Origin of the sequence: Streptomyces sp. NBC_01460, assembly GCF_036227405.1 — a bacterium.
In the GTDB taxonomy this organism is placed as follows: Bacteria; Actinomycetota; Actinomycetes; order Streptomycetales; family Streptomycetaceae; genus Streptomyces.
The window spans coordinates 7,772,879-7,793,576 of record NZ_CP109473.1; the positions used below are offsets into that span (position 1 = coordinate 7,772,879).

The 20,698-nt window shown below is 71.5% G+C and carries 17 protein-coding genes; 7 read left to right on the top strand and 10 right to left on the bottom strand.

Going from position 1 to position 20,698, the window contains the following annotated elements:
• The first annotated feature begins 46 nt into the window (after window positions 1-46).
• Together OG488_RS34745 and OG488_RS34750 are read left to right on the top strand one after the other, a co-directional pair.
• Window positions 47-1,225, top strand: coding sequence for a P1 family peptidase (locus OG488_RS34745; RefSeq protein WP_329236519.1), 1,179 nt, complete (start codon window positions 47-49; stop codon window positions 1,223-1,225).
• A gap of 521 nt (window positions 1,226-1,746) precedes the next feature.
• Window positions 1,747-2,643: an arginase family protein gene (locus OG488_RS34750; RefSeq protein WP_329236521.1), complete on the top strand. Its 897-nt coding sequence runs from the start codon at window positions 1,747-1,749 to the stop codon at window positions 2,641-2,643.
• Window positions 2,644-2,885: 242 nt separating this feature from the next.
• Here OG488_RS34750 and OG488_RS34755 read toward each other — a convergent pair whose 3' ends face one another.
• Entirely contained in the window at window positions 2,886-3,956 is a 1,071-nt protein-coding gene (locus OG488_RS34755) for a LacI family DNA-binding transcriptional regulator (RefSeq protein ID WP_329236523.1), read from the bottom strand.
• 211 nt (window positions 3,957-4,167) lie between these two features.
• On the opposite strand from OG488_RS34755, the gene OG488_RS34760 reads away from it, so the two are divergent.
• Entirely contained in the window at window positions 4,168-5,412 is a 1,245-nt protein-coding gene (locus tag OG488_RS34760; protein WP_329236525.1) for a transglycosylase family protein, read from the top strand.
• On the opposite strand, the gene OG488_RS34765 is transcribed toward OG488_RS34760, so the two are convergent.
• The 6 genes from OG488_RS34765 to OG488_RS34790 all read right to left on the bottom strand — a co-directional run bounded on the left by OG488_RS34765 (window position 5,382) and on the right by OG488_RS34790 (window position 11,647).
• Window positions 5,382-6,521, bottom strand: coding sequence for a DMT family transporter (locus tag OG488_RS34765; RefSeq protein WP_329236527.1), 1,140 nt, complete (start codon window positions 6,519-6,521; stop codon window positions 5,382-5,384). The genes OG488_RS34760 and OG488_RS34765 overlap by 31 nt on opposite strands.
• 236 nt (window positions 6,522-6,757) lie before the next feature.
• Entirely contained in the window at window positions 6,758-7,213 is a 456-nt protein-coding gene (locus OG488_RS34770) for an ATP-binding protein (protein WP_329239226.1), read from the bottom strand.
• 98 nt (window positions 7,214-7,311) lie between these two features.
• Window positions 7,312-7,755 carry a response regulator gene (locus tag OG488_RS34775; RefSeq protein ID WP_147960939.1) on the bottom strand — a complete coding sequence of 148 codons (444 nt, stop codon included), beginning with the start codon at window positions 7,753-7,755 and terminating at the stop codon, window positions 7,312-7,314.
• Complete coding sequence (locus OG488_RS34780) at window positions 7,752-9,377, bottom strand: sensor histidine kinase (protein ID WP_329236535.1); 1,626 nt, start codon at window positions 9,375-9,377, stop codon at window positions 7,752-7,754. Before OG488_RS34780 ends, OG488_RS34775 begins: the two co-directional genes overlap by 4 nt.
• On the bottom strand, window positions 9,374-10,633 hold the full coding sequence (locus tag OG488_RS34785; RefSeq protein WP_443074256.1) for a PP2C family protein-serine/threonine phosphatase: 1,260 nt from the start codon (window positions 10,631-10,633) through the stop codon (window positions 9,374-9,376). Before OG488_RS34785 ends, OG488_RS34780 begins: the two co-directional genes overlap by 4 nt.
• Before the next feature lie 117 nt (window positions 10,634-10,750).
• Window positions 10,751-11,647, bottom strand: coding sequence for an RNA polymerase sigma factor SigF (locus tag OG488_RS34790; protein WP_329236537.1), 897 nt, complete (start codon window positions 11,645-11,647; stop codon window positions 10,751-10,753).
• Between the two features lie 230 nt (window positions 11,648-11,877).
• Between OG488_RS34790 and OG488_RS34795 the strand changes: the two genes are divergently transcribed.
• The 3 genes from OG488_RS34795 to OG488_RS34805 all read left to right on the top strand — a co-directional run bounded on the left by OG488_RS34795 (window position 11,878) and on the right by OG488_RS34805 (window position 15,514).
• Complete coding sequence (locus OG488_RS34795) at window positions 11,878-13,353, top strand: MFS transporter (RefSeq protein ID WP_329236539.1); 1,476 nt, start codon at window positions 11,878-11,880, stop codon at window positions 13,351-13,353.
• A gap of 132 nt (window positions 13,354-13,485) precedes the next feature.
• On the top strand, window positions 13,486-14,973 hold the full coding sequence (locus tag OG488_RS34800; RefSeq protein ID WP_329236541.1) for an SDR family NAD(P)-dependent oxidoreductase: 1,488 nt from the start codon (window positions 13,486-13,488) through the stop codon (window positions 14,971-14,973).
• A 367-nt stretch (window positions 14,974-15,340) separates the two neighbouring features.
• The gene (locus OG488_RS34805) at window positions 15,341-15,514 is read left to right on the top strand and encodes a hypothetical protein (protein WP_167359509.1); all 174 of its coding nucleotides are present in this window, start codon (window positions 15,341-15,343) and stop codon (window positions 15,512-15,514) included.
• Window positions 15,515-15,624: 110 nt separating this feature from the next.
• Here the strand turns inward: OG488_RS34805 and OG488_RS34810 are convergent, their stop codons facing one another.
• Genes OG488_RS34810 through OG488_RS34820 form a run of 3 tightly spaced genes read right to left on the bottom strand, consistent with a single transcriptional unit; the run spans window position 15,625 to window position 18,444 of the window.
• A complete protein-coding gene (locus OG488_RS34810; protein ID WP_329236543.1) occupies window positions 15,625-17,073 on the bottom strand; it encodes a lipase maturation factor family protein in 1,449 nt (482 codons plus the stop codon).
• Window positions 17,074-17,101: 28 nt separating this feature from the next.
• Complete coding sequence (locus tag OG488_RS34815) at window positions 17,102-17,611, bottom strand: DUF1990 family protein (RefSeq protein WP_329236545.1); 510 nt, start codon at window positions 17,609-17,611, stop codon at window positions 17,102-17,104.
• Window positions 17,608-18,444 (bottom strand): YndJ family protein, encoded by an 837-nt coding sequence (locus tag OG488_RS34820; protein WP_329236547.1) that lies wholly within the window; start codon window positions 18,442-18,444, stop codon window positions 17,608-17,610. Before OG488_RS34820 ends, OG488_RS34815 begins: the two co-directional genes overlap by 4 nt.
• Before the next feature lie 163 nt (window positions 18,445-18,607).
• Here OG488_RS34820 and OG488_RS34825 point away from each other — a divergent pair, with 163 nt between their 5' ends.
• Complete coding sequence (locus tag OG488_RS34825; protein WP_329236549.1) at window positions 18,608-20,674, top strand: SpoIIE family protein phosphatase; 2,067 nt, start codon at window positions 18,608-18,610, stop codon at window positions 20,672-20,674.
• Window positions 20,675-20,698 lie beyond the last annotated feature (24 nt).

Genomic DNA, 20,698 nt, shown 5'->3' on the forward strand with positions numbered 1-20,698 from the left:
TGCGAACCGGCGCCGCCGCGACAGGCGAGAGAGCTGAGGGCAGCGGATGAGTGGGATGCGGACACCCGGACCGGCACCGCGCACCGGACCGCGCAACGCGTTGACGGACGTGGCCGGGATCCGGGTCGGGCACGCCGCGCGCACCGGGGACGGCTGGCTGACCGGTGTCACCGCGGTCCTCGCCCCGGAGGACGGAATGGTCGCGGCGGTCGACGTACGCGGCGGCGGGCCGGGGACCCGGGAGACCGACGCCCTGGATCCGCGCAACCTGGTGGCGCGGATCGACGCGGTGGTGCTGACCGGTGGCAGCGCCTTCGGCCTCGACGCGGCGTCCGGCGTCGCCGCCTGGCTGGAGGAACGGGGCCGTGGTTTCCGGGTGGGGCCCGGCCGGGCCCAGGTGGTGCCGGTCGTCCCCGCCGCAGCCCTGTTCGACCTGGGACGCGGGGGTCTCTGGACGGCCCGGCCAGGGGCGGAGGTGGGTCGGGAGGCGGTCGAGGGGGCGGCCGGCGGTGATGAGGGCGGGGCCGTCGTCCAGGGCTGCGCCGGGGCCGGCACGGGCGCGGTGGCCGGTGGGATGAAGGGCGGCATCGGCACCGCGAGCATCGTGCTGCCGTCCGGAGCGACGGTCGCGGCCCTCGCCGCGGTGAACGCCTCGGGCTCGCTCGTGGACCCGTCCACCGGTGCGCTGTACGGAGCCTGGACGGAGGTGGGGGACGAATTCCGGGCCCGCGGCCTGCACACCCCGTTCCCGCAAGCCGCCGTACACGCCCGGGCGACGGAGCGTCTTGCCGTCGCGCGCGAGGAGAGCCGACGGCGGCAGGCCGACGAGGTAAGGCAGCTGAACACGACCTTGGCCGTCGTGGCGACCGACGCCGCCCTCACCCGACCCCAGGCGCAGAAACTGGCGGGCACCGCGCACGACGGCCTGGCCCGGGCGATCAGGCCGGTGCACCTGCTGACCGACGGCGACACCGTGTTCGCGCTGTCGACAGGCCGGCTGCCCCTGGCAGGCGGTGAGGCGGACGGGACCGAGGACCGCACGGGCTGGCGGGCCCACACCGAGGTGGCGGCGGCCAACGAGATCCTCTCGGCGGGTGCCGACGTGGTCTCCCGGGCCGTGGTGCACGCGGCGCTCGCCGCACGGACCACCGACACCCCCGGCGGCTTCTTCCCTTCCTACCTGGACCTGTACGGCATGCCGGAGGACGGCGCCTCCCTCAGGTGAGTACGGCGGCCAGGTCCACGGCCTCCAGGTGACGAGGGGGCACGAGGCGCGAACCGGGACCGGCCGCCGCAGCCCGTCCACGTACGAACGACTCGGAGGTGGAGGCCCTGAGAAGGCCCGGCGGCCGTCAGCGGCGTGAGCGTGTTGCCGTGGTGACAGCGCCTCAGCACCCGCGGGTCTCCGGTGACGGCCCGCCCTCGACGGCACCTGGCAGGCGCGTGGGTCCCCCTCGACGAGATCAGCCGGAACCGAAGGCGGGGTCGCCAGAACACTGCCTTCCGCTACGGGGGCGTCTCCGGCCGCCGGCGGGCGTGTCCGCAAGGCGGAAGGGTGTGGGGGCGGGGGAGGGGCGGGGCCTTCCCGCCCGTGCGTCATGCAGCCGTCCGCGCCGGTGCGGGTACGCGGGGAGAGCGGGGAGAGCCGTCGCGGGCACAGTGGTCGGAGGCCGCCTTCCGATCGTCCCCGGGGGGTCGGTCCGCCCTTTGCCGACAGCTCGCCGAGCCTGGAGGGAACGTTTGACCGTGGAGCGCATCGACCAGCCGGCGCGCTCCCGCGCGCGGCCCCACACATTCATGCGGCTGCCGCTCGACCGGGACCCGACAGCCCGTGACCTCGTGGTTCTCGGGGTGCCGTACGACGAGTCGGGCCGGTGCCCCGGGACTCGCCTGGGACCGGGTGCCGTGCGGGACGCGTCCGCCTTCGCGCACGTTCCCGGTGCGGACCGCGGCCCGGGCACCTTCGATCTCGTCGACTGTGTGGACGGAGGAGACCTCGATCTGACGCCGTGGATCTCGGGTGCCGCCTCCGACGTCCTGTACAAGCGTCTGTCCCACCTCCTCGCAGGCAATGCCGCCGTGCTGCTGCTCGGCGGCAGCCGGTCACTGACCCTGGCGGCGCTGCGCGCGGTGGCCGAGATACACGGTCCTGTCGCCCTTCTCCGTCTGGCCGCGGATCCCGCGGGCTCGCACCTCCACGGTGATGTGCTGTACCAGGCGGTCGACGAACACCTCGTCGACCCGTCGGCGATGGTCCGGATCGGCCTGCGCGGCGCCGGTGACTCCGGTCGTGCCCAGGGCGGGGTGACGCTCGACGTCGGCCGGTTCGGCCGGCTGGGCGTCCGCGGCGCCGCCGGATTCGTGCGGCACCGGATCGGTCGCCGGCCCGTCTACGTCTCGGTGGCGGTCGACGTCGCCGACCCGGCCTTCGCCCCCGGTACCGGCATCCGGGTGCCGGGCGGGCTCACCTCACGGGAGGTACTCGGGCTGCTGCGTTGTGTCGGAGACCTGTGCCCGGTCGGGTTCGAGGTGATGGGGGTGTCGCCGCCCCAGGACCGTTCCGGGATCACCGCCGCGCTGGCCTCGGAGATCGGTGGCGAGCTGATCCACCAGTACGCCAGGGCGCAGCGCATCCTGATGTGAGCGAGAGATGCGCGCTCCCCCTCCAGGGACCGTCCGCACTCCGTCATGCGGCGGGTCCGGGACCGGAGGGTCCGACTTCAGCGACCCGCTGCGTCCACCGCCGTCCCGCACCCGTCGAACACGTCCTGCACGGGTCGCACCGATGAAGGCACCGACAGGACCGACCTCGCCCCAGCCACCAGGAACGACACGGACAGCCCGTCCGGAACTGCCCACCCGTCAGGCCGAAGAGGGTTGCCGTGCTAGGCCGAATCCCGGACGACGAGCACCGGTTCGAAGATCACCGATGTCGCCGGTCTGTCCGGTGCGGCCAGCCGGTCCAGCAGCAGTCCGGTCATCTCCGCGGCCATGTCCTCCACGGGCTGTCGTACCGTCGTCAGTGGCGGCCGGCAGGCGGAGGCGGCGCTGCTGTCGTCGAAGCCGATCACGGCCACGTCCTCGGGTACCCGCCTCCCGTGGTCCCGCAGCACATGGCAGGCGCCCGTCGCCATCAGGTCGTTCCCGGCGAACACCCCGTCCAGGTCCGGGTGTTCGGCCAGCAGTCGCTCCATCGCGGCTTCGCCGCTCTCCTGGGTGAACTCTCCCTCGGCGACCGGCACATCGCCGTGCCCGACCCGTGCCACGGTGTCCCGGAATCCCGCCAGTCGCTCCTGCCCCGCCGGTATGTCCAGGGGCCCGCTGATGGTGACGATCCGGCGGCAGCCCCGCGCCAGCAGGTGCTCGGCGGCCAGCCGGGCGCCGTCGCGGTGGGCCAGGTCGACGTAACTGATCCGGACGGGCCGGGCGGGGCGCGCGTACAGCACGGCGGGCAGTCCGGCGTCCACGACCATGCCCGGCAGCGGGTCCTCCGCGTGGGTCGACACGATCAGGGCCCCGTCGGCGCTGCCCTGCCGCAGATAGGCCACGACCTCGTCCCGTGCCTTCGACGTCTCGGCGAACATCAGCACCGGGTGTATGCCGCGCGGCCGCAGGTAGTTGACGACTCCGGTCACCACCCGGCCGAAGAAGGGGTCGGCGAAGACCTGGGCCGTGAAGGACCCCTCCCCGGCAGATCCCTCCCCGGCCGGCTCGACGCCCGCCCCCGACACCACCAGCGCGATGGCGTCCGTGCGCCGGGTGACGAGGGAGCGGGCCGCGCGGTTGGGCGTGTACCCCGTGACCGAGATCGCCTGCCGCACGGCCTCCTGGATCGACGGGTCCACGTTGCGCACCCCGTTGACGACACGCGAGACCGTGGCGCGCGAGACGCCGGCCGCCCGCGCCACGTCTTCCAGGGTGGGCGTCGCACCGGTCGGCCGCAGAGCATCCGTCATGAGGGCATTTATAGCATCAGGAACAGGGGGAGATAGAGCGCTCTCCCGAGTCGACGCGACTGGTCGGGCGGCCGGTGCGGGCCCGGGCGGCGAGGGTGGTGCGCCGGTGCGACGGGCGGGCGGTCGCCCACTGTTCACTTGTCATCACCCGCTGTCTGCCCATACGTTGGCCGCTTGCGACGTGTCCTACAGCCAGTGGGGGAGCCTGATCATGGCCGCGAACGGACGGCACCGCAGATATCAGCCCAGCCGGATCAACCGTGCCTCGCTCACGGTGACGGCGGGCGGCGCGGGCATCGCGCTTCCGCTTCTCACGGCGGCCTCGGCGGGGGCCGCCTCGACCGATGTGTGGGAGAAGGTCGCCGCCTGCGAGTCGACCGGCAACTGGCACATCAACACGGGTAACGGCTATTACGGCGGCCTGCAGTTCACCCGGTCGACCTGGGCCGCCTACGGCGGCACGGCCTACGCCGCACGGGCCGACCTGGCGACCAGGGACCAGCAGATAGCCGTCGCCGAGAAGGTGCTCGACGGCCAGGGCCCGGGGGCATGGCCGACGTGTTCCGTACGGGCCGGCCTGAAGCAGGGCGGCGACGCGCCGGACATCGCCCCGCAGACGCAGCGCCAGGCGGCCGCCACGAAGGCCGCGACCGGCACGCCGGCGGAGTCCCGCCCGGCGAGGGCGACGGCCCGGGAGAGCGCGCCGGCGAAGGTGTCGCCGACGGCCGTGCCCGGTAAACGCGAGGCGTACACCGTCGCGCGCGGCGACTCCCTCTCCGGCATCGCGTCCGCCGAGCGGGTCCGCGGCGGCTGGCAGCAGTTGTACGCGGCCAACCGCGTCGTGGTGGGCACCGACCCCGACCTCATCATCCCGGGGCAGCGGCTGACCCTCGACGTCGCCGGGACGCCCCTGGCGGACCCGAAGCCCGCGGTGGCCCCGAAGCAGAGGGCGGCGGCTCCGAAGGCGACGGAGAAGGCCGCGCCCGAGCAGGCGGCGAAGCCCACCGAGAAGAAGGCGGCGAAGCCCACCGAGAAGAAGGCGGCCAAGCCCCGCACCGGGCTCACCGCCCCCGTGTCGGCCCGCACGGGAACGCCCTACCACCAGGCCGGCTCCTGGTCGAGCGGCTACCACACGGGCGTGGACTTCCCGGTGCCCACCGGCACCTCCGTGAAGGCCGTGGCCTCCGGAACGGTCGTCTCGGCCGGATGGGCCGGAGCCTACGGCTACGAGGTCGTCATCCGGCACGGCGACGGCAGGTACAGCCAGTACGCGCACCTCTCCTCGCTCCACGTACGCGCGGGCCAGCAGGTCGGCAGCGGCCAGCGGATCGCCCGCTCGGGATCGACCGGCAACAGCACCGGCCCGCACCTGCACTTCGAGATCCGCACCGGCCCCGGTTACGGCTCGGACGTCGACCCCCTGGCCTACCTCAGGGCCGGAGGCGTCAGCATCTGAACGGGCCGCCCCGCCCGGGACTGTAAGTCACCGCGGCGAGCCGGGCCCGCAGCGGTCCGGCCGCCGCCGAACTCCACCCGCCCGCCGCCGTGGTCCAGCGGCAGGGTCAGTGGCAGCGAGAGGGCCGTCGGCGCCGGGAAGGGGTCGGGCAGCACCGCCGCACCCTGGGGAAGCGCCGGCTTCGCCGGCTCGGGCAGCACCACGTGGTGATCAGCGCCCTCGCCCTCGGCGTGCGCCTCCGGCGCCCGCGCTCCGGACTCCGCCCGTTTCCCCGTACGCTGCTCCGCGCCCACCCGCTCCATGGTCAGCAGCACCAGGCCGGCCGCGGCCAGCGCGCCGCAGCCGACCGCGAGCAGGGTGCCCGCCACCCCGTAGCGGAACTGCTCACCGAACATGGTGATGCCCACGGCCGCGGCGACGACCGGGTTGACCACCGTGACCGTCGCCAGCGGCGCGGTCAGCCCGGCTCCCCGGTACGCGGCCTGGGACAGCAGCAGACCCGCGGCGGCGAGGCCGGCGATCACCAGGAGGGTCGGCAGACCGGACGTCACCGAACCCGAGGTCCACTCCACGGCCACGGTCTTCGTGAACACCGAAGCCATCCCGAAGGCGATCCCCGCCCCCGTGGCGAGCACCACGCTGCGCAGCATCGGCCGGTGCAGCCCCTTGGCGAGGAGCACCAGCGCCACCACCGCGCCGGCCGTCCCCGCGGCGAGCATCACCTGCTCCGGCCCTGCCAGGGAGTGGGACCCCGCGCTCCCCGTGAGCGCGAGCAGCCCCGCCAGGCCGACCGTGGCCATCAGGGCACCCCGCCATGCCGTCCGTCCCGCCCTGCGGTGGACGAAGAGCGCGGCCATGGGAAGCGCGAAGACGATCGTGAGGGCTCCGAGCGGCTGGACGAGGCTGAGAGGGCCGTACGCGAGGGCCACGACGTGGAGCAGCGCTCCCACGCCGTTGAGTGCCACGGCGACCCACCAGACGCCGTTGCGCAGCGGTGCGTACGGGCCGCTGCCACCGGTCGCGGCCACGCGCTCCTGGACGATCGCGCCGGCCGCGTAGGCGACGGCGGAGACCAGTGACAGCAGCACGGAAAGCGCGAGGGAGCTCATGTACACCACGATGTCCCGTCGGAGCCGTCACGTCGTCGTCCTTGAGGCGGCGATTCGGCGTACTGCTCCAGTAGTACGTCCATCGATCCCGGGTCCTCCTCCCGACGGTAGTCCTCCTCGCCCAAGGGCTCAGAAGTTCGCCGGAAACGTCACGCCGTGCTGCCGCTCGGCTGCGCCAGGTGCCCGGAACCGTCTCGAGACGGCCTCTTCCCCGGGGAGGGGCGCCGCGGGGTCGCTCAGGTGCTGAGCATGAACTCGGCGCGGATGCGCTTGCCGACGGGCACCCGCTCGGCGGTCAGCCGGTCGCAGAGCGCGACCACGATCTCCATGCCGTGACCGCCGAGGCGGGCCGGGTCGGGGGAGTAGAGCACCGGGAGAGCCGTGCTGCTGTCGTACACCGTCACGCTGACGCGCCGGGCGTCGCCCTCGAGCTCCAGAAGGTACGGGCCGTGGCTGTAGCGGTCCGCGTTGGTGACGAGCTCACTGACGGCCAGCATCAGGTCGCTGCGGGTGTGCTCCCCGAGCACCGCGAGCCACTCCGCCACGAGCCGCGCCAGGAAGCGGTCGGCCAGCGCCCGGGCCTGGGCGATGCATCCGGGTTCACCGTCGAACACCTCGGCGGCGAGCAGAACCTCCGTGGACGGGGACACACGGAAAGGATCGTCCGACCGTGAGGTGGCCTGTTCGTTCATGTGCTCCAGCCAGGGCGCCGCAGGGGAGGTCATGGACCTCTTCTCGCCGTTCGTCTACCCGTGTCGAGAGATCCCACTCCGGGGGATCCCTCCAGATCTTACGCACGCCGGGGCAGGCGGACCACGCTCACGAAGAAGTCGTCGATCTGGCGCACCGCGCCGATGAACTGCTCCAGGTCGACGGGCTTGGTGACATAGGCGTTGGCGTGCAGTTTGTAGCTGCGCAGGATGTCCTCCTCGGCCGAGGACGTGGTGAGGACCACCACCGGGATCAGCGCCAGTTCCGGGTCGGTCTTGATCCGCTCGAGCACCTGCCTGCCGTCGTACCTCGGCAGGTTCAGGTCGAGGAGCACCAGGTCCGGGCGGGGCGCGTCCGCGTACTCGCCCTGGCGGTAGAGGAAGTCGAGCGCCTCCTGGCCGTCCCGCACCACATGGAGCGTGTTGCGGATCTTGTTGTCCTCGAAGGCCTCACGGGTCATCAGCTCGTCACCGGGGTCGTCCTCGACGAGCAGGACCTCGATGGGCTTGACGGCGTCGTTCACGGGGTGTCTCCCGACCGGGGGGTGAGCGCGGCGGGAGCGAGCAGCTCCGCCGTGGTGTGGGTGGGTGCCTCAGGGAGGACGGGCAGGGTGAAGTGGAACATCGTGCCCTCGGCCGGCTCCGGGTCCAGCCAGATCCGGCCACCGTGGAACTCGATGATCTTGCGGCAGAGGGAGAGTCCGATCCCCGTTCCCTCGTACTCGTCGCGGGCGTGCAGACGCTGGAAGATGATGAACACCTTGTCGGCGAACTCCGGCGCGATCCCGATGCCGTTGTCGGCGACCGTGAGGTGCCAGTCCTCGCCCTCCCGGACACACCCCACGGTGATCCGGCACGGCTCGTCGGTGCGGCGGAACTTGATCGCGTTCCCGATGAGGTTCTGCCAGACCATGGTCAGTGACGTCGCGTCGCCGAGGAGCTCCGGCAGCGCGTCCTCGCGGACGACGGTGGCGCCCGACTCCTCGACGGCCAGGGTGAGGTTGGACAGCGCCCGGTCCAGGGAGCTCTCCAGGTCGACGGGCTTCCAGCTCTGCTGCACCCGGCCCACCCGGGAGAAGGTCAGCAGGTCGTTGATGAGGACCTGCATCCGCTTGGCGCCGTCGACCGCGAAGTCGATGTACTGACGGCCGCGGTCGTCCAGTTCCTTGCTGTACCGCTTCTCCAGCAGCTGGCAGAAGGAGGCCACCTTCCGCAACGGTTCCTGGAGGTCGTGCGAGGCCACGTAGGCGAACTGTTCCAGTTCGGAGTTGGACCGTCGCAGCTCCGCGGTCTGCTCGGCCAGCAGCGTCTCCCGGTCCTGGGAATCGGCGAGCTCCGCGACGAGGCGTCGGCGCATGTCCTCGGCCGCCGCGGCCACCGCCCTGACGTCGGAAGGTCCACTGACCTCGATGCTGTTGCCGAAGGAGCCCGACCGGACCCTGTCGGACGCGGCGGTCAGCTCGGCCAGCGGCCGTCCCACCACGCGGTGCAGCAGCAGACCGATCGACACGATGGTCAGCACGAAGCAGATCACCAGGGCGATGAGTACCCGGTCGCGGGTGGTGCGGGCGTCGCCGAGCTCGGCGCGGGCGCGGTCCCGCGCGTCGTCCAGGTGGCTCTGCTGCGCGTTGTACAGCACACGCAGGGCGTCGAACTCCGTCTTGCTCCGCAGGATGGGGGCGGAGGACGCACCGGTGGGCCCGCTCGCCCGCACGGCGGCGATCAGCGGCTCGGCCCGCAGGGTGCGCCACTGCCGCGCGGCCGCCTCGATCCGGTCCAGGTCCTCCGCGTACGGCTGCTCGTTCCCGATCAGGCCGTGCACCCGTGCCTGCCGTTCCCGCTCGGCCCGCCTGCCGGCCTCGTAGGGCTCCAGGAAGCTGGTGTCGCCGGTGAGTGCGAAGCCGCGTACGCCGGTCTCCTGGTCCAGGAGCGAGTTCTGCAGCTGGAACGACGCGGAGCGGGCGGGCTGGATGCGGTCCACCAGGTCCGTGGTGCGGTCGGAGATACGGGAGAGGACGAGCCCGCCCACGACAAGGCACCCGCAGACCACCAGCACGAAACCGGCCAGGATCAGGTGGACCCAGTTCTGGACCGACAGACGGGCTATGGGGCCCGGTCGTGCGGTCCCGGGCTTCTCCGTGCTCATGTTTTCGCCTTCCAGCCGACATGCAGGACGGCCACGTCGTCGGCCAGCCCGCCGTACGGGGCCGCGCTCTCGGTTGCCTCGGCGACCAGCGCGTCGACGAACGCGCGCGGTTCGAGGGCGCCGTACCTGCCGGCCATGGCGAGCAGCCCTTCCTCACCCAGCCGGGAGCTCGGCCCCGTACGCCCCTCGAAGAGGCCGTCGGTGAACAGGACGAGCTCGCTGTCGGGGAAGAGCTCCAGCTCCGTGATCGTCCAGCGGCCGGCGCCGGGGAGCAGCCCGAGGGCCATGCCGGCTTCGGGCTCCACCCAGTCGACGTCCGACCCGCGCCGCAGCAGCAGCCCCGGATGCCCGGCACGCGCGATGAGCACCCTGTCCCTGCTGGGAGGGAAGACCAGCGTGGTCACGGTGGCGAACACATGGGGGTCGGAACGCTCGGCGACGAGTATCCCCTCCAGCAGACCGGTCTTCTCGAGCTGATTGACACCGGTCAGGACGGCCGTGCGCCAGGCGACCCGCAGACAGACCCCCAGGGCGGCCTCCGCCGCACCGTGACCCGACACATCACCGATCACGGCGTGCACCGCACCGTCCGGGGTCTGCACGACATCGTAGAAGTCACCGCTCAGCAGCCCGTGGGCACGGCCGGCCTCGTAGCGCGCGGCCACCTGGAAGCTGTCGTCCCGCAGGAGCGGGATCGGCAGCAGCGCGCGCTCCAGGCGGGCGTTCTCCTGGGCGATCAGCCGGCTGGTCCGCATCGCGGCCGCCGAGCGCTCGGCGTGCTTGCGCTGGAGGGCGTAGCGGACCGCGCGGCCCAGCATCTCGGGATCGATCCGGCCCTTCACGAGGTAGTCCTGCGCGCCCTGCGCCACCGCGGAGAGCCCGGTCTTGGACTCGTCCAGCCCTGTGAGCACGATGATCGCAGCGTCGGGGGCCGACCCGACGAGCTGGCGGACGGCGTCGATGCCGTTCACGTCGGGCAGATGCAGGTCCAGCAGGACGCAGACGGGCGAACGGCAGTCCAGGAGGAACCGCCGGGCCTCTGCCAGCGTCTTGCACCAGGTGAGCGGGGCGTCCAGCTCGCTGTCGGTGAGCATCTCCTCGACCAGGAGCGCGTCACCGGAATCGTCCTCGACGAGGAGCAGGACGGCGTCGACGTCCCAGACGGAAGCGTCCGCGGCGGCGAGCACCTTGTGCTGCTCCGGAATCCCGCCGGTCTGCTGCACGCGTACAGAGGTGCCCGAACGTGACTCGGCCACTCTCCACTCCCTCCTACGGACGGCACGGGACGCCCACGGCCGTTTCGGCAGGAAGCATATGTGACTGAGGCCCGGCACTCGGCCGGGCCTCGGTCTTTCGATGGGGGAGCTGCGGGATCAGGCCTCGACGCTCATGCCCGTGCGCAGGCGCTGGACGATCCTGCTCAGCAGACGCGACACGTGCATCTGGGAGACGCCCAGTTCAGCGCCGATCTGCGCCTGGGTCATCTCCTGGCCGAAGCGCATCCGGACGATCTTCCGCTCGCGGTCGTCCAGCTGCCGCAGCAGCGGAGCCAGGGTGTGCAGGTTCTCGACGCTCTCCATGCCAGGGTCGTCGTCGCCGAGGAGGTCGGCGTAGGCACGCTGGTCGCTGCCCGACTCGCTGTCCGCGTTCGGGGTGTCCAGCGATCCCGCCGAGTAGCCGTTGGCAGCGACGAGACCCTCGATGATCTCCTCCTCGGGGAGATCGAGGTGCGCGGCGAGCTCCGCGACCGTCGGGTCGCGGTCCAGCTTCGCCGAAAGCGTCTCCTTGGCCTTGGCCAGCTCGACGCGCAGCTCCTGCAGCCGTCGCGGCACGTGCACGGACCAGGTCGTGTCGCGGAAGAACCGCTTGATCTCACCCACGATGTACGGCACCGCGAACGTCGCGAACTCGACCTCTCGCGAGAGGTCGAACCGGTCGATCGCCTTGATCAGGCCGATCGTGCCCACCTGGATGATGTCCTCGGTGTCGTCGCCGCCCCGGTTACGGAACCGCGAGGCGGCGAAGCGCACCAGGGAGAGATTCATCTCGATCAGGGTGTTGCGAGCGTACTGGTACTCGTGCGTGCCCTCCTCGAGGACCTGCAGCCGGTCGAAGAAGATCTTCGACATGGCGCGCGCGTCCTGCGGGGCGACCTTGCCGGCGTCCTCGATCCAGGGGAGTGCCGCCATGTCCGAAACCGCACCCTGCTCGTCGGTCCGAGTCCCGGCCGTGCCGATCGCTCCGCTGGTTCGCACTGACATGGCCGTCATGGTCCCGCCCTCCCTGGTGTCCGCTGTAGTGACGGGCGCATGCCCCGGTATCCGGAAGTAATGCCACCGAATCCCGAATCTTTTTCCGCGGACGCGCGACAGGGGCGAAAGCGACCGTTCGGGGTAACGATCCGTGGTCGCGCGAACGGTTTCCGTCACTCTTCACCGCCGATGTGTGAACCGCGTCTCGTTCCGGGCACCTGTGGTGTTCCGGAAGCAGAGGAGGGCCCATGAGCGTCACCGGCGCACCAGGCGGAGCGACCGTCACGACCAGGATCCCGGCACGGCTGGACCGGCTGCCCTGGTCGCGGTGGCACTGGATGATCGTGATCGGCCTCGGAACCGTCTGGATCCTCGACGGGCTCGAGGTCACGGTCGTCGGCAACATCGCCAGCCGGCTGTCGGAGGACGGCAGCGGGCTGGCCATCACCGACGCCCAGGTCACCGGTATCGCCGCCGCGCTGTACGTCGCGGGTGCCTGCTCCGGTGCGCTGGTCTTCGGATGGCTCACCGACCGCTTCGGGCGCAAGAAGCTGTTCCTGATCACGCTCGCCGTCTATCTGGCGGCCACGGCGCTCACCGCGATCTCGTTCTCGGCCTGGTGGTTCTTCCTCTTCCGCTTCCTGACCGGCTTCGGGATCGGAGGCGAGTACGCGGCGATCAACTCGGCCATCGACGAGCTGATCCCCAGCAAGTACCGGGGGCGCGTCGACCTCATCATCAACGGCAGCTTCTGGCTGGGGGCCGTGGCCGGCTCCCTGCTCTCCGTCCTCGCCCTGAACACCGACATCTTCCCCAAGGACATCGGCTGGCGGCTCACCTTCGCGTTGGGCGTCGTCCTCGGGCTCGTCATCCTGCTGGTGCGCCGCCATGTGCCGGAGAGCCCACGCTGGATGTTCATCCACGGGCAGGACGCGGCTGCCGAGAAGCTCGTCGACGGGGTGGAGGAGCAGGTGGAGGTGGAGACCGGGCGCCCGCTCCCGCCCGCCGAGCAGGCGATCACCGTGCGGCAGCGCAAGAGCATCGGCTTCGGCCTGATCGCCCGCACCGTCTTCCGCTCCTATCCCAAGCGGGCCGTGCTCGGACTGGCGCTCTTCATCGGGCAGGCCTTCCTCTACAACGCGGTCACCTTCGGGTTCGGGTCGATCCTGGTGAAGTTCTTCGACGTCTCCAGCGGCGCCACCGGCTACTACTTCGCCGTCATCGCGTTCTGCAACTTCATGGGGCCGCTCCTCCTCGGCAGGCTCTTCGACACCGTCGGCCGCAAACCGATGATCGCCGGCACCTACATCACCTCCGGGGTGCTGCTCTTCGTGACCGCCTGGCTCTTCGAGAGCGGGTCCCTGACCGCCGCGACCATGACCGGCTGCTGGTGCCTGGTCCTCTTCTTCGCCTCCGCCGGGGCGAGCTCCGCCTACCTGACCGTCAGCGAGATCTTCCCGATGGAGACGAGGGCCATGGCCATCGCCTTCTTCTACGCCGTGGGCACGGCGGCCGGTGGCATCACGGGACCGCTGGTCTTCGCGGACCTCACCGCCAGCGGAGTCCCGGGAGACACCGCCCTGGCCTTCTGCATCGGCGCGGCACTGATGGTGGTCGCCGGGGTGGTCGCCCTCTTCTTCGCCGTCGCCGCCGAGGGGAAGTCCCTCGAGGACATCGCGACCCCGCTCTCCGCCGAGGAGAAGGAGGGTGCCGCGCCGAACTGAGCAAGGCCGGACTCGTGGCAGACTTGACCGGGGCATTCGGCCCGTGCGCGCCTGCCCTCGCCGGCCCCGGCCGGACCACTCCCCACCCGAAGCCCGACGGCGGCATGAGTGACGAGTGACAGAGGAACGGCAATGACGGTGACAGAGGACAGCCCGGAGTTCGCTCCCGGTATCGACGAGTTCGGTCCCGGTATCGACCCGGAGCGGCTGGCCGTCTGCCTGAGCGTGCTCGACGAGCTGAACGCCATCGAGGTCGACCACCCGGACGCCGTAGCCGTGCGACGGGCCACCGCCGGGATCTACCGCACCGTGAAGCAGCGCCGCCGCCAGGAGCGCCGTGCCGCCAAGACCGCGCACGACAAGGCCGTCACGGAGGCCACGGCGACCGGCTCCGCCGAGCGCATCGACGACGAGACGCAGGGAGTCCTGCCGTCCTCCTCGGCCACCGCCGAGATCGCGGGCATACTCCAGCGGCCCAGGTCCTGCTACATCTGCAAGACCCGGTACGTCGAGGTGGACGCCTTCTACCACCAGCTCTGCCAGCAGTGCGCCAAGGAGAACCGCGAGCGGCGTGACGCGCGCACCGATCTCACCGGACGCCGTGCCCTGCTCACCGGCGGCCGCGCCAAGATCGGCATGTACATCGCGCTGCGCCTGCTGCGCGACGGCGCCCACACCACCATCACCACCCGGTTCCCCAACGACGCGATCCGCCGCTTCAAGGCGATGCCGGACAGCGACGAGTGGATCCACCGCCTGAAGATCGTCGGCATCGACCTGCGGGACCCCGCCCAGGTCGTCGCCCTCGCCGACTCGGTCGCCGCCGAGGGCCCGCTGGACATCCTGATCAACAACGCCGCGCAGACCGTCCGCCGCTCGCCGGGGGCCTACAGCGAGCTGGTCTCCGCCGAGTCCGCCCCCCTGCCCTCGGGGGAGCTGCCCGCGGCCGAGGTGATCGGCACGTTCGGCAGCGGCACCGTCGACCGCGTCGCCGCGCTGCCCGCCGCCCGCCGGGAGGGCGAGGGGCTGAGCGCCCAGGACGTCACGGATCTCGCCCTGGTGACCGGGTCCGCCTCGCCGGCCCGCATCGCCGCGGGTACGGCCATCGACGCCGGTGGCCTGGTCCCCGACCTGCACGACACGAACAGCTGGATCCAGACCGTCGACGAGGTCGAGCCGATCGAGCTCCTCGAGGTCCAGCTCTGCAACTCCACGGCGCCGTTCATCCTCATCAGCCGGCTCCGCCCGGCCATGGCCGCCGCCGCGAACCGCGCCTACGTGGTGAACGTCTCGGCGATGGAAGGTGTCTTCGGCCGCGGCTACAAGGGTGCGGGGCACCCGCACACCAACATGGCCAAGGCCGCGCTGAACATGCTGACGCGCACCAGCGCCCAGGAGATGTTCGAGAAGGACCACATCCTCATGACGGCCGTCGACACCGGATGGATCACGGACGAGCGCCCGCACCCCGACAAGATGCGCCTCGCGGAGGAGGGTTTTCACGCCCCGCTGGACCTCGTCGACGGCGCCGCACGGGTCTACGACCCGATCGTGCGCGGTGAAGCGGGCGAGGAGCTGTACGGCTGCTTCCTGAAGGACTACGCGCCTGCGGGCTGGTGACGTCCGGCTCCTCGTCCCCCCAGCCTCTCCCGTCTCTCCCGCCACCTGCGTGAACAGGCGGCACGGCGACGGCCCTGTAGAACACGGGGTCGTCGCCGTTTTGTTGGCTGAAAGTGACCCAGGCCACACGTTCTGTCGAGCGGGACGGCGCTCATTTGGTTAGTCTGAGGAGAACGGACGCCACCAAGGGATCCACGAAGCTTCCTCGGCCGTCCTGGGACAGGTCTGTAACCAGCCCGCCGTCCCACCCCGTACCGGCGCCACCGCGACCGAACTGTTTCTGCCCCTGCCCCGCAGAGGGCGGTCGACACGGTTCTCACAGCCGCAGCGTCGCCGCCCGGGGTTACGCGACGCAAAGGAGTCCGCGGTGACACCTGAAATGACGAAGACCGAGACGCGCCCGGCCGAGCTGTCCGGAGAGCGGGCCCGCCGGCCCGAGAAGCTCCGGAACATCGAGGTCTGGGCCAGGTCGGCACCGATCAGGCTGGCCGGCTACGAGGACGATCTGGCCGAGCCGCACATCCTGCCCGGCATCGACTGACCTCCCGCACTCTTTCCGGAACAGCGCCTCGGTACCTGCCCCCGTCCCCGGACGGGGGCAGGTTCTTTTCGGCCACTGGCCACTGGCCGCTTCCGTGTCCTGTGCGGTGCCTACCCCTCTTCCGGAGCGTGCCCGCGGGGCCGGAGCGGTACGGGACGGGCCACCGGCCTCATGAAGTCCCGCACGTAGGTCCGGTGCCATCGGCATCCGGTGGCCCGCAACTCCTGCCCGTCGGTGTACCGGTAGTGGAAGACCCTGGCCCGGATGTGGGCGGGCGGGCCGTCGGGGAACGGGTTGTGGCCTATGAGGCGCAGGGTGTCCCGGTCGCCCCGCAGCAGCCGTTCGACGAACGGACCGAACCAGGAGCGGGCGTACGCGGGGGAGAGCGCCGCGAACCACATCATCCAGTCCAGCCGCAGGTGGTACGGAGCGAACTGGCGCGGGAGCCTGCGCGGATCACCGGGCTTGCCGCGGAACCCGTATTCGAGCCAGCGGGTCCCCTCGTGGATCACGGCCTCCTCGGTGCCCTCGACCACCACCTCCAGCCGGATCCTGCTGATACTTCCGAAGGCTCCGTAGGTGTTGACCAGGTGCAACGGGTCGAAGGACCGGTTCATCACCTGGCGGCGGGAGAGGAGATTGCGTGCCGGGCGGTAGCTGAGTGCCAGGACGAGGGCGGTGACGGCGAGGACCACCACCTCGTACCAGAGGGGCGACGCCGGCTGGGCGGGCGGCGGGCCGGCGACCGGTGACCAGTCGACCGCCGCGAGGGCGATGACGATGGTCAGCCAGTTGAGCCAGGCGAAGTTCCCCGACAGCACCAGCCACAGCTGGGTGAGCACCATGAGCCCGGCCGCGACGCTCGCCACGGGCTGCGGGGTGAACAGCAGGAAGGGCACCAGGAGCTGGGTGACGTGGTTGGCGGCGACCTCCACCCGGTGGACCGGGCTCGGGAGCCGGTGGAAGAGCCGGCTGAGGGGGCCCGGCATGGGCTGCGTCTCGTGGTGGAAGTCCAGGCAGGTCAGCCGTCGCCAGCACGCGTCCCCCCGGATCTTGATGAGACCGGCGCCGAACTCCACCCGGAAGAGCAGCCAGCGCAACAGCCACAGCACGAGCACCGGTGCCGCCGTGTCCCCGTTGCCGAGGAACACGGCCAGGAACCCCGTCTCCAGCAGGAGCGACTCCCAGCCGAAGCCGTACCAGACCTGTCCGACCTGGACGACGGACAGGTAGAGCACCCACGGCACCGCCCACAGGGCCATCGCCGCCCACAGGGGGACGTAGCCGTCCACGCCGGCCAGCAGAGTGAGCGACACCGCGGCACCGGTCCACGCGACCAGCGCGAAGAAGCGGTCGGAGTAATGGAGCCGGAACAGTCCGGGCGCGGCCCGCCACGAGGTACGCCGCAGGAGGTCGGGCACGGGGAGCATGCCGTGTGAACCGATCAGCGCCCGGAACTGGAGCGCCGCGGCGACGAAAGCGACGAGATAGACGGCGGCCAGCCCCCGCTGGAAGACCAGCCTGCTCAGCCAGTAGCCGTCTGCGGTGAACCACTCCATCGTCTCCAGTATCCGGCCCGGACCGCCGTCAGGCAGCCGCCACCGTCCGGCGGAGCACGGTGGCGAGCCGGCGCGCGTACCAGTGCTGCGCCACCGGTACGAGCGGGCCCGCCAGCCGGGCGTACCAGCAGGCCGGCCGTGAGAACGCGGTGACGGTGAACCACACGGTGCCGTCGTCCGCCAGCTCCACCACGAAGCTCTCCTCCCCGCGTTCCGGGTGTCCCGGCCTGGTGCCGTAGGCGAAGCCGGTGCGGTCCTCCTCGTACGTGGTCCAGACGACCTCGCAGGGGGCGGTGACGCGGAGCCGTCCGATGGCCGCAGACACGTCGACGGTGACCCCGGCGGCGGCCCGCGGGGCGGAGGCCTTCACCCCGGCACCCGCGGCCCGGTGCACGCGCCACTCGGTGACGGCGGCGCCCGCGGCCTCGAAGTCCGCGCGGCCCCTGCCGATCGCGGCGCGGTGGTGCAGGTGGTTGTAGCCGTCCGGCAGCGGTCCGAGCCGGGTGGCTCCGGCCTCCGGGTACGTCAGGGTGCTCATGCGGTCCTGCCTTCCGGGTGGGTGAGGTCCTGGAGCCGGCGCCGGGCCAGCAGCGCGCAGAGGGCGAAGCCCAGCGCGTTGCCGAGCCCGTGCGTGGCGGCCATCCAGGTCAGGGTGGGGTGGGGGAGTCCGGTGGCCTCGCCCAGTGCCCAGCTCAGCGCGAGCACCATGGTGGCCACGAGCACGCCGGCCGACACGGTGAGCAGGGTACGGGTGAGGCGGTCACGGCCGTCGGTGCGGACGGTGCGCCAGGTCAGCAGGGCGACCGTCCACATCCCCGCCGTGAGCAGGAGCGCCCCTGCCAGCTCGGTCCACTCACCGGCGAAGTAGCCGACGAGGACGAGCAGGGTGCCGAGCGGGACGCTCAGGGCGGCGAACCGGCCCGCCGTGCCGTCCTCCGCCCGGCAGGCGAGGCCGGCGACGAGGGCGGCGGCGAAGCCGGCGAAGTGGAAGTGCGGCACGGTCAGCGCCAGGATGCCGAGCCCGAATCCGAACAGTTCGTGGCCCGAGCGCTCGGCGACGAGGGCGAGCGCCGCGATGGACGGGGTGACCAGGGCCGTGAGCAGGGCTGCCTCCACCGGCCGTGCGCTGCGCGTGCGGGCGAGGCGCCGGGGTGCGTGGGAGGCGAGGAGCAGCGTCCCCAGCGCGTAGCAGAGGGAGAGCGCGGTGGCGGTGGCGCCGCGCGGCAGCCACAGGGAGACCGCGCCGGGCAGCGCGAAGAGCGGCCACCAGTGCCGTATCCGGGCGAGCGCCGGGTCGCCGACGAGCCCCAGGCCCATCGGCACGATCACCAGCATGCCCAGCATCACGATCAGTCCGACCAGTACGGACACCGTGCCCACCCCCGCCTCATGACGAACAAGCCCCATCGCGTACAGCCCGAACGGAATTGAACTTGTTCAATTCTGCTCGGGCCGAGCATAGAGCTTGTCTTGAACGCGTTCAAGGCGGCCTGTTCAGTCGAGGAATCGGACAAATAATGGCAGAGTGGCGCACATGGATGATCGGGTAGCGGGTGCCCTGTCACTCCCGGACGACTGGCCCGCCCACCCGGACCTCAGCCTCGCCCTGAACCGAATGGGCAGCTTCGACTGGGATCTGGACAGCGGCCTCATGCACATGGACGAGCCCGCCCTCGACGTGTTCGAACTGCGCCCCGACGAGTACGACGGCCGCCCGGAAGGGCTCGCGCAGCGCGTGCCCGCCGACGAGGCGATCCGGCTCGACGGCATGGTGTCCCAGGCGCTCAAGAGCGGCCGCAACAACTACGGCGCGTACTTCCGCAGGATGCAGCGGGACGGAACGCTGAGCTGGACCCACACCCAGGGGTTCATCCGCCGCGACGGCACCGGGCGGCCCCGCCGGATCATCGGCATCATCCGGGACGCCACCCAGGAACTGGCCGAATCCACCGCCCGGCGGACCGTCGACGAGGAACGGCGGCGCCGCACCAGCCTGGTCGAGGGCACCACGGCGGCCCTGGCCCACGCGCGGACGGTCAAGGACGTCACCGAGGTCCTGAAGAGCTCCCGGGGGCTGGCCAACCTCGGCGCCACCAGCCTCGTCATGGGGCTGCTCGAATCCGGGCGCATCCACCTGGTGGCGGACGGTCCCGAAGGGGCGTTCGTGCAGGGCACCCGCTACACCCGGACCGACGAGCCGTATCCGATGAGCGAAGTGATCCGCACGCTCACGCCGCGTTTCATCGAGACCCCCGAGGACTTCGCGGCTTCCTACCCCATCCTCTGGCCCCACATCAGCCACCTGGGCATCACCGCGGCCGCGTACATGCCCCTCATCGCCCAGGCCCGCCCGATCGGCGCACTCGGGCTCCTGTACGGCAACAAGGCGGGATTCACCAGCGACGAGCGGAACCTTCTCGTGGCCCTCGGCAGCTCGATCGCCCAGAGCCTGCAGCGGGCGATGCTCTACGAGCAGGAGCACGATCTCGCCGAAGGGCTCCAGCAGGCGATGCTGCCGCGCCGGATCCCCGAGGTGCCGGGGGCGCAGGTCGCCGTCCGCTACCGCTCGGCGCGGCTCGGCCGGGACATCGGCGGGGACTGGTACGACATCATCCCGCTGCCCGGGGGCCGGGTCGGCGCCGTCATCGGCGACGTACAGGGGCACGACACGCACGCGGCGGCCGTGATGGGGCAGCTCCGGATCGTGCTGCGCGCCTACGCGGCCGAAGGGCACAGCCCCGCCACGGTCATGGCGCGCGCCTCCGTGTTCCTGCACGAACTCGACACCGACCGCTTCGCGACCTGCACGTACGCCGAAGCGGACATGACCACCGGAGTGGTCCAGCTGGTGAGGGCCGGGCACGTCGATCCCGCCCTGCGGGACGTCGACGGGAACTGCCGCAAACTGCCGGTCGAGGGCGGCATGCCGCTGGGGCTGTCCGCGGAGTTCGGGCAGCTCGAGTACCCGGTCAGCACCGTCGACCTGGACCCGGGCCAGACGATGATCCTCTACACCGACGGCATGGTGGAGCTCCCGGGCACCGACCTCGACGAGGGGCTGCTGCTGCTCGCGTCCACCGTGCGCGACGGCCCGGAGGACCTCCAGAAACTGGCCGACCGGCTCTGCGAGGTCGTCGACGAGCGGGGCGGTGAGGACGACATGGCGATGCTCCTGCTCCGCCGCAACGCGGCCCACGCCCCCCACCCGGGCGGCCGGCTCCAGCAGCACGTCGCCCAGAACGACCCCGAGGCGCTCACCTCCGCCCGTCACATGATCCGTGCGGCGGTGCGCGCCTGGGGGGCGAAGGGCCGGGCGGACGAGGTCGAGCTGGCGGCGGACGAGCTGATCACCAACGCGCTGATGCACACCGACGGCGGCGCCATCGTCACCATCCGGGTGCTCACCGGATCCGAACGCCGCCTCCGGGTCGATGTCGAGGACCGCTCCAGCGCGCTGCCCCGACGCAGGGAGGCGGGGGAATCCGGGGTCTCGGGCCGCGGGCTCATGCTCGTCGACCGGCTGGCCGACGTCTGGGGGGTGGAGTCCCGCGGCAACGGCAAGTGCGTGTGGTGCGAATTCCTCATCGAGGACCACCGGTAGCGCCGAGGCCGGGACACAGTGAGA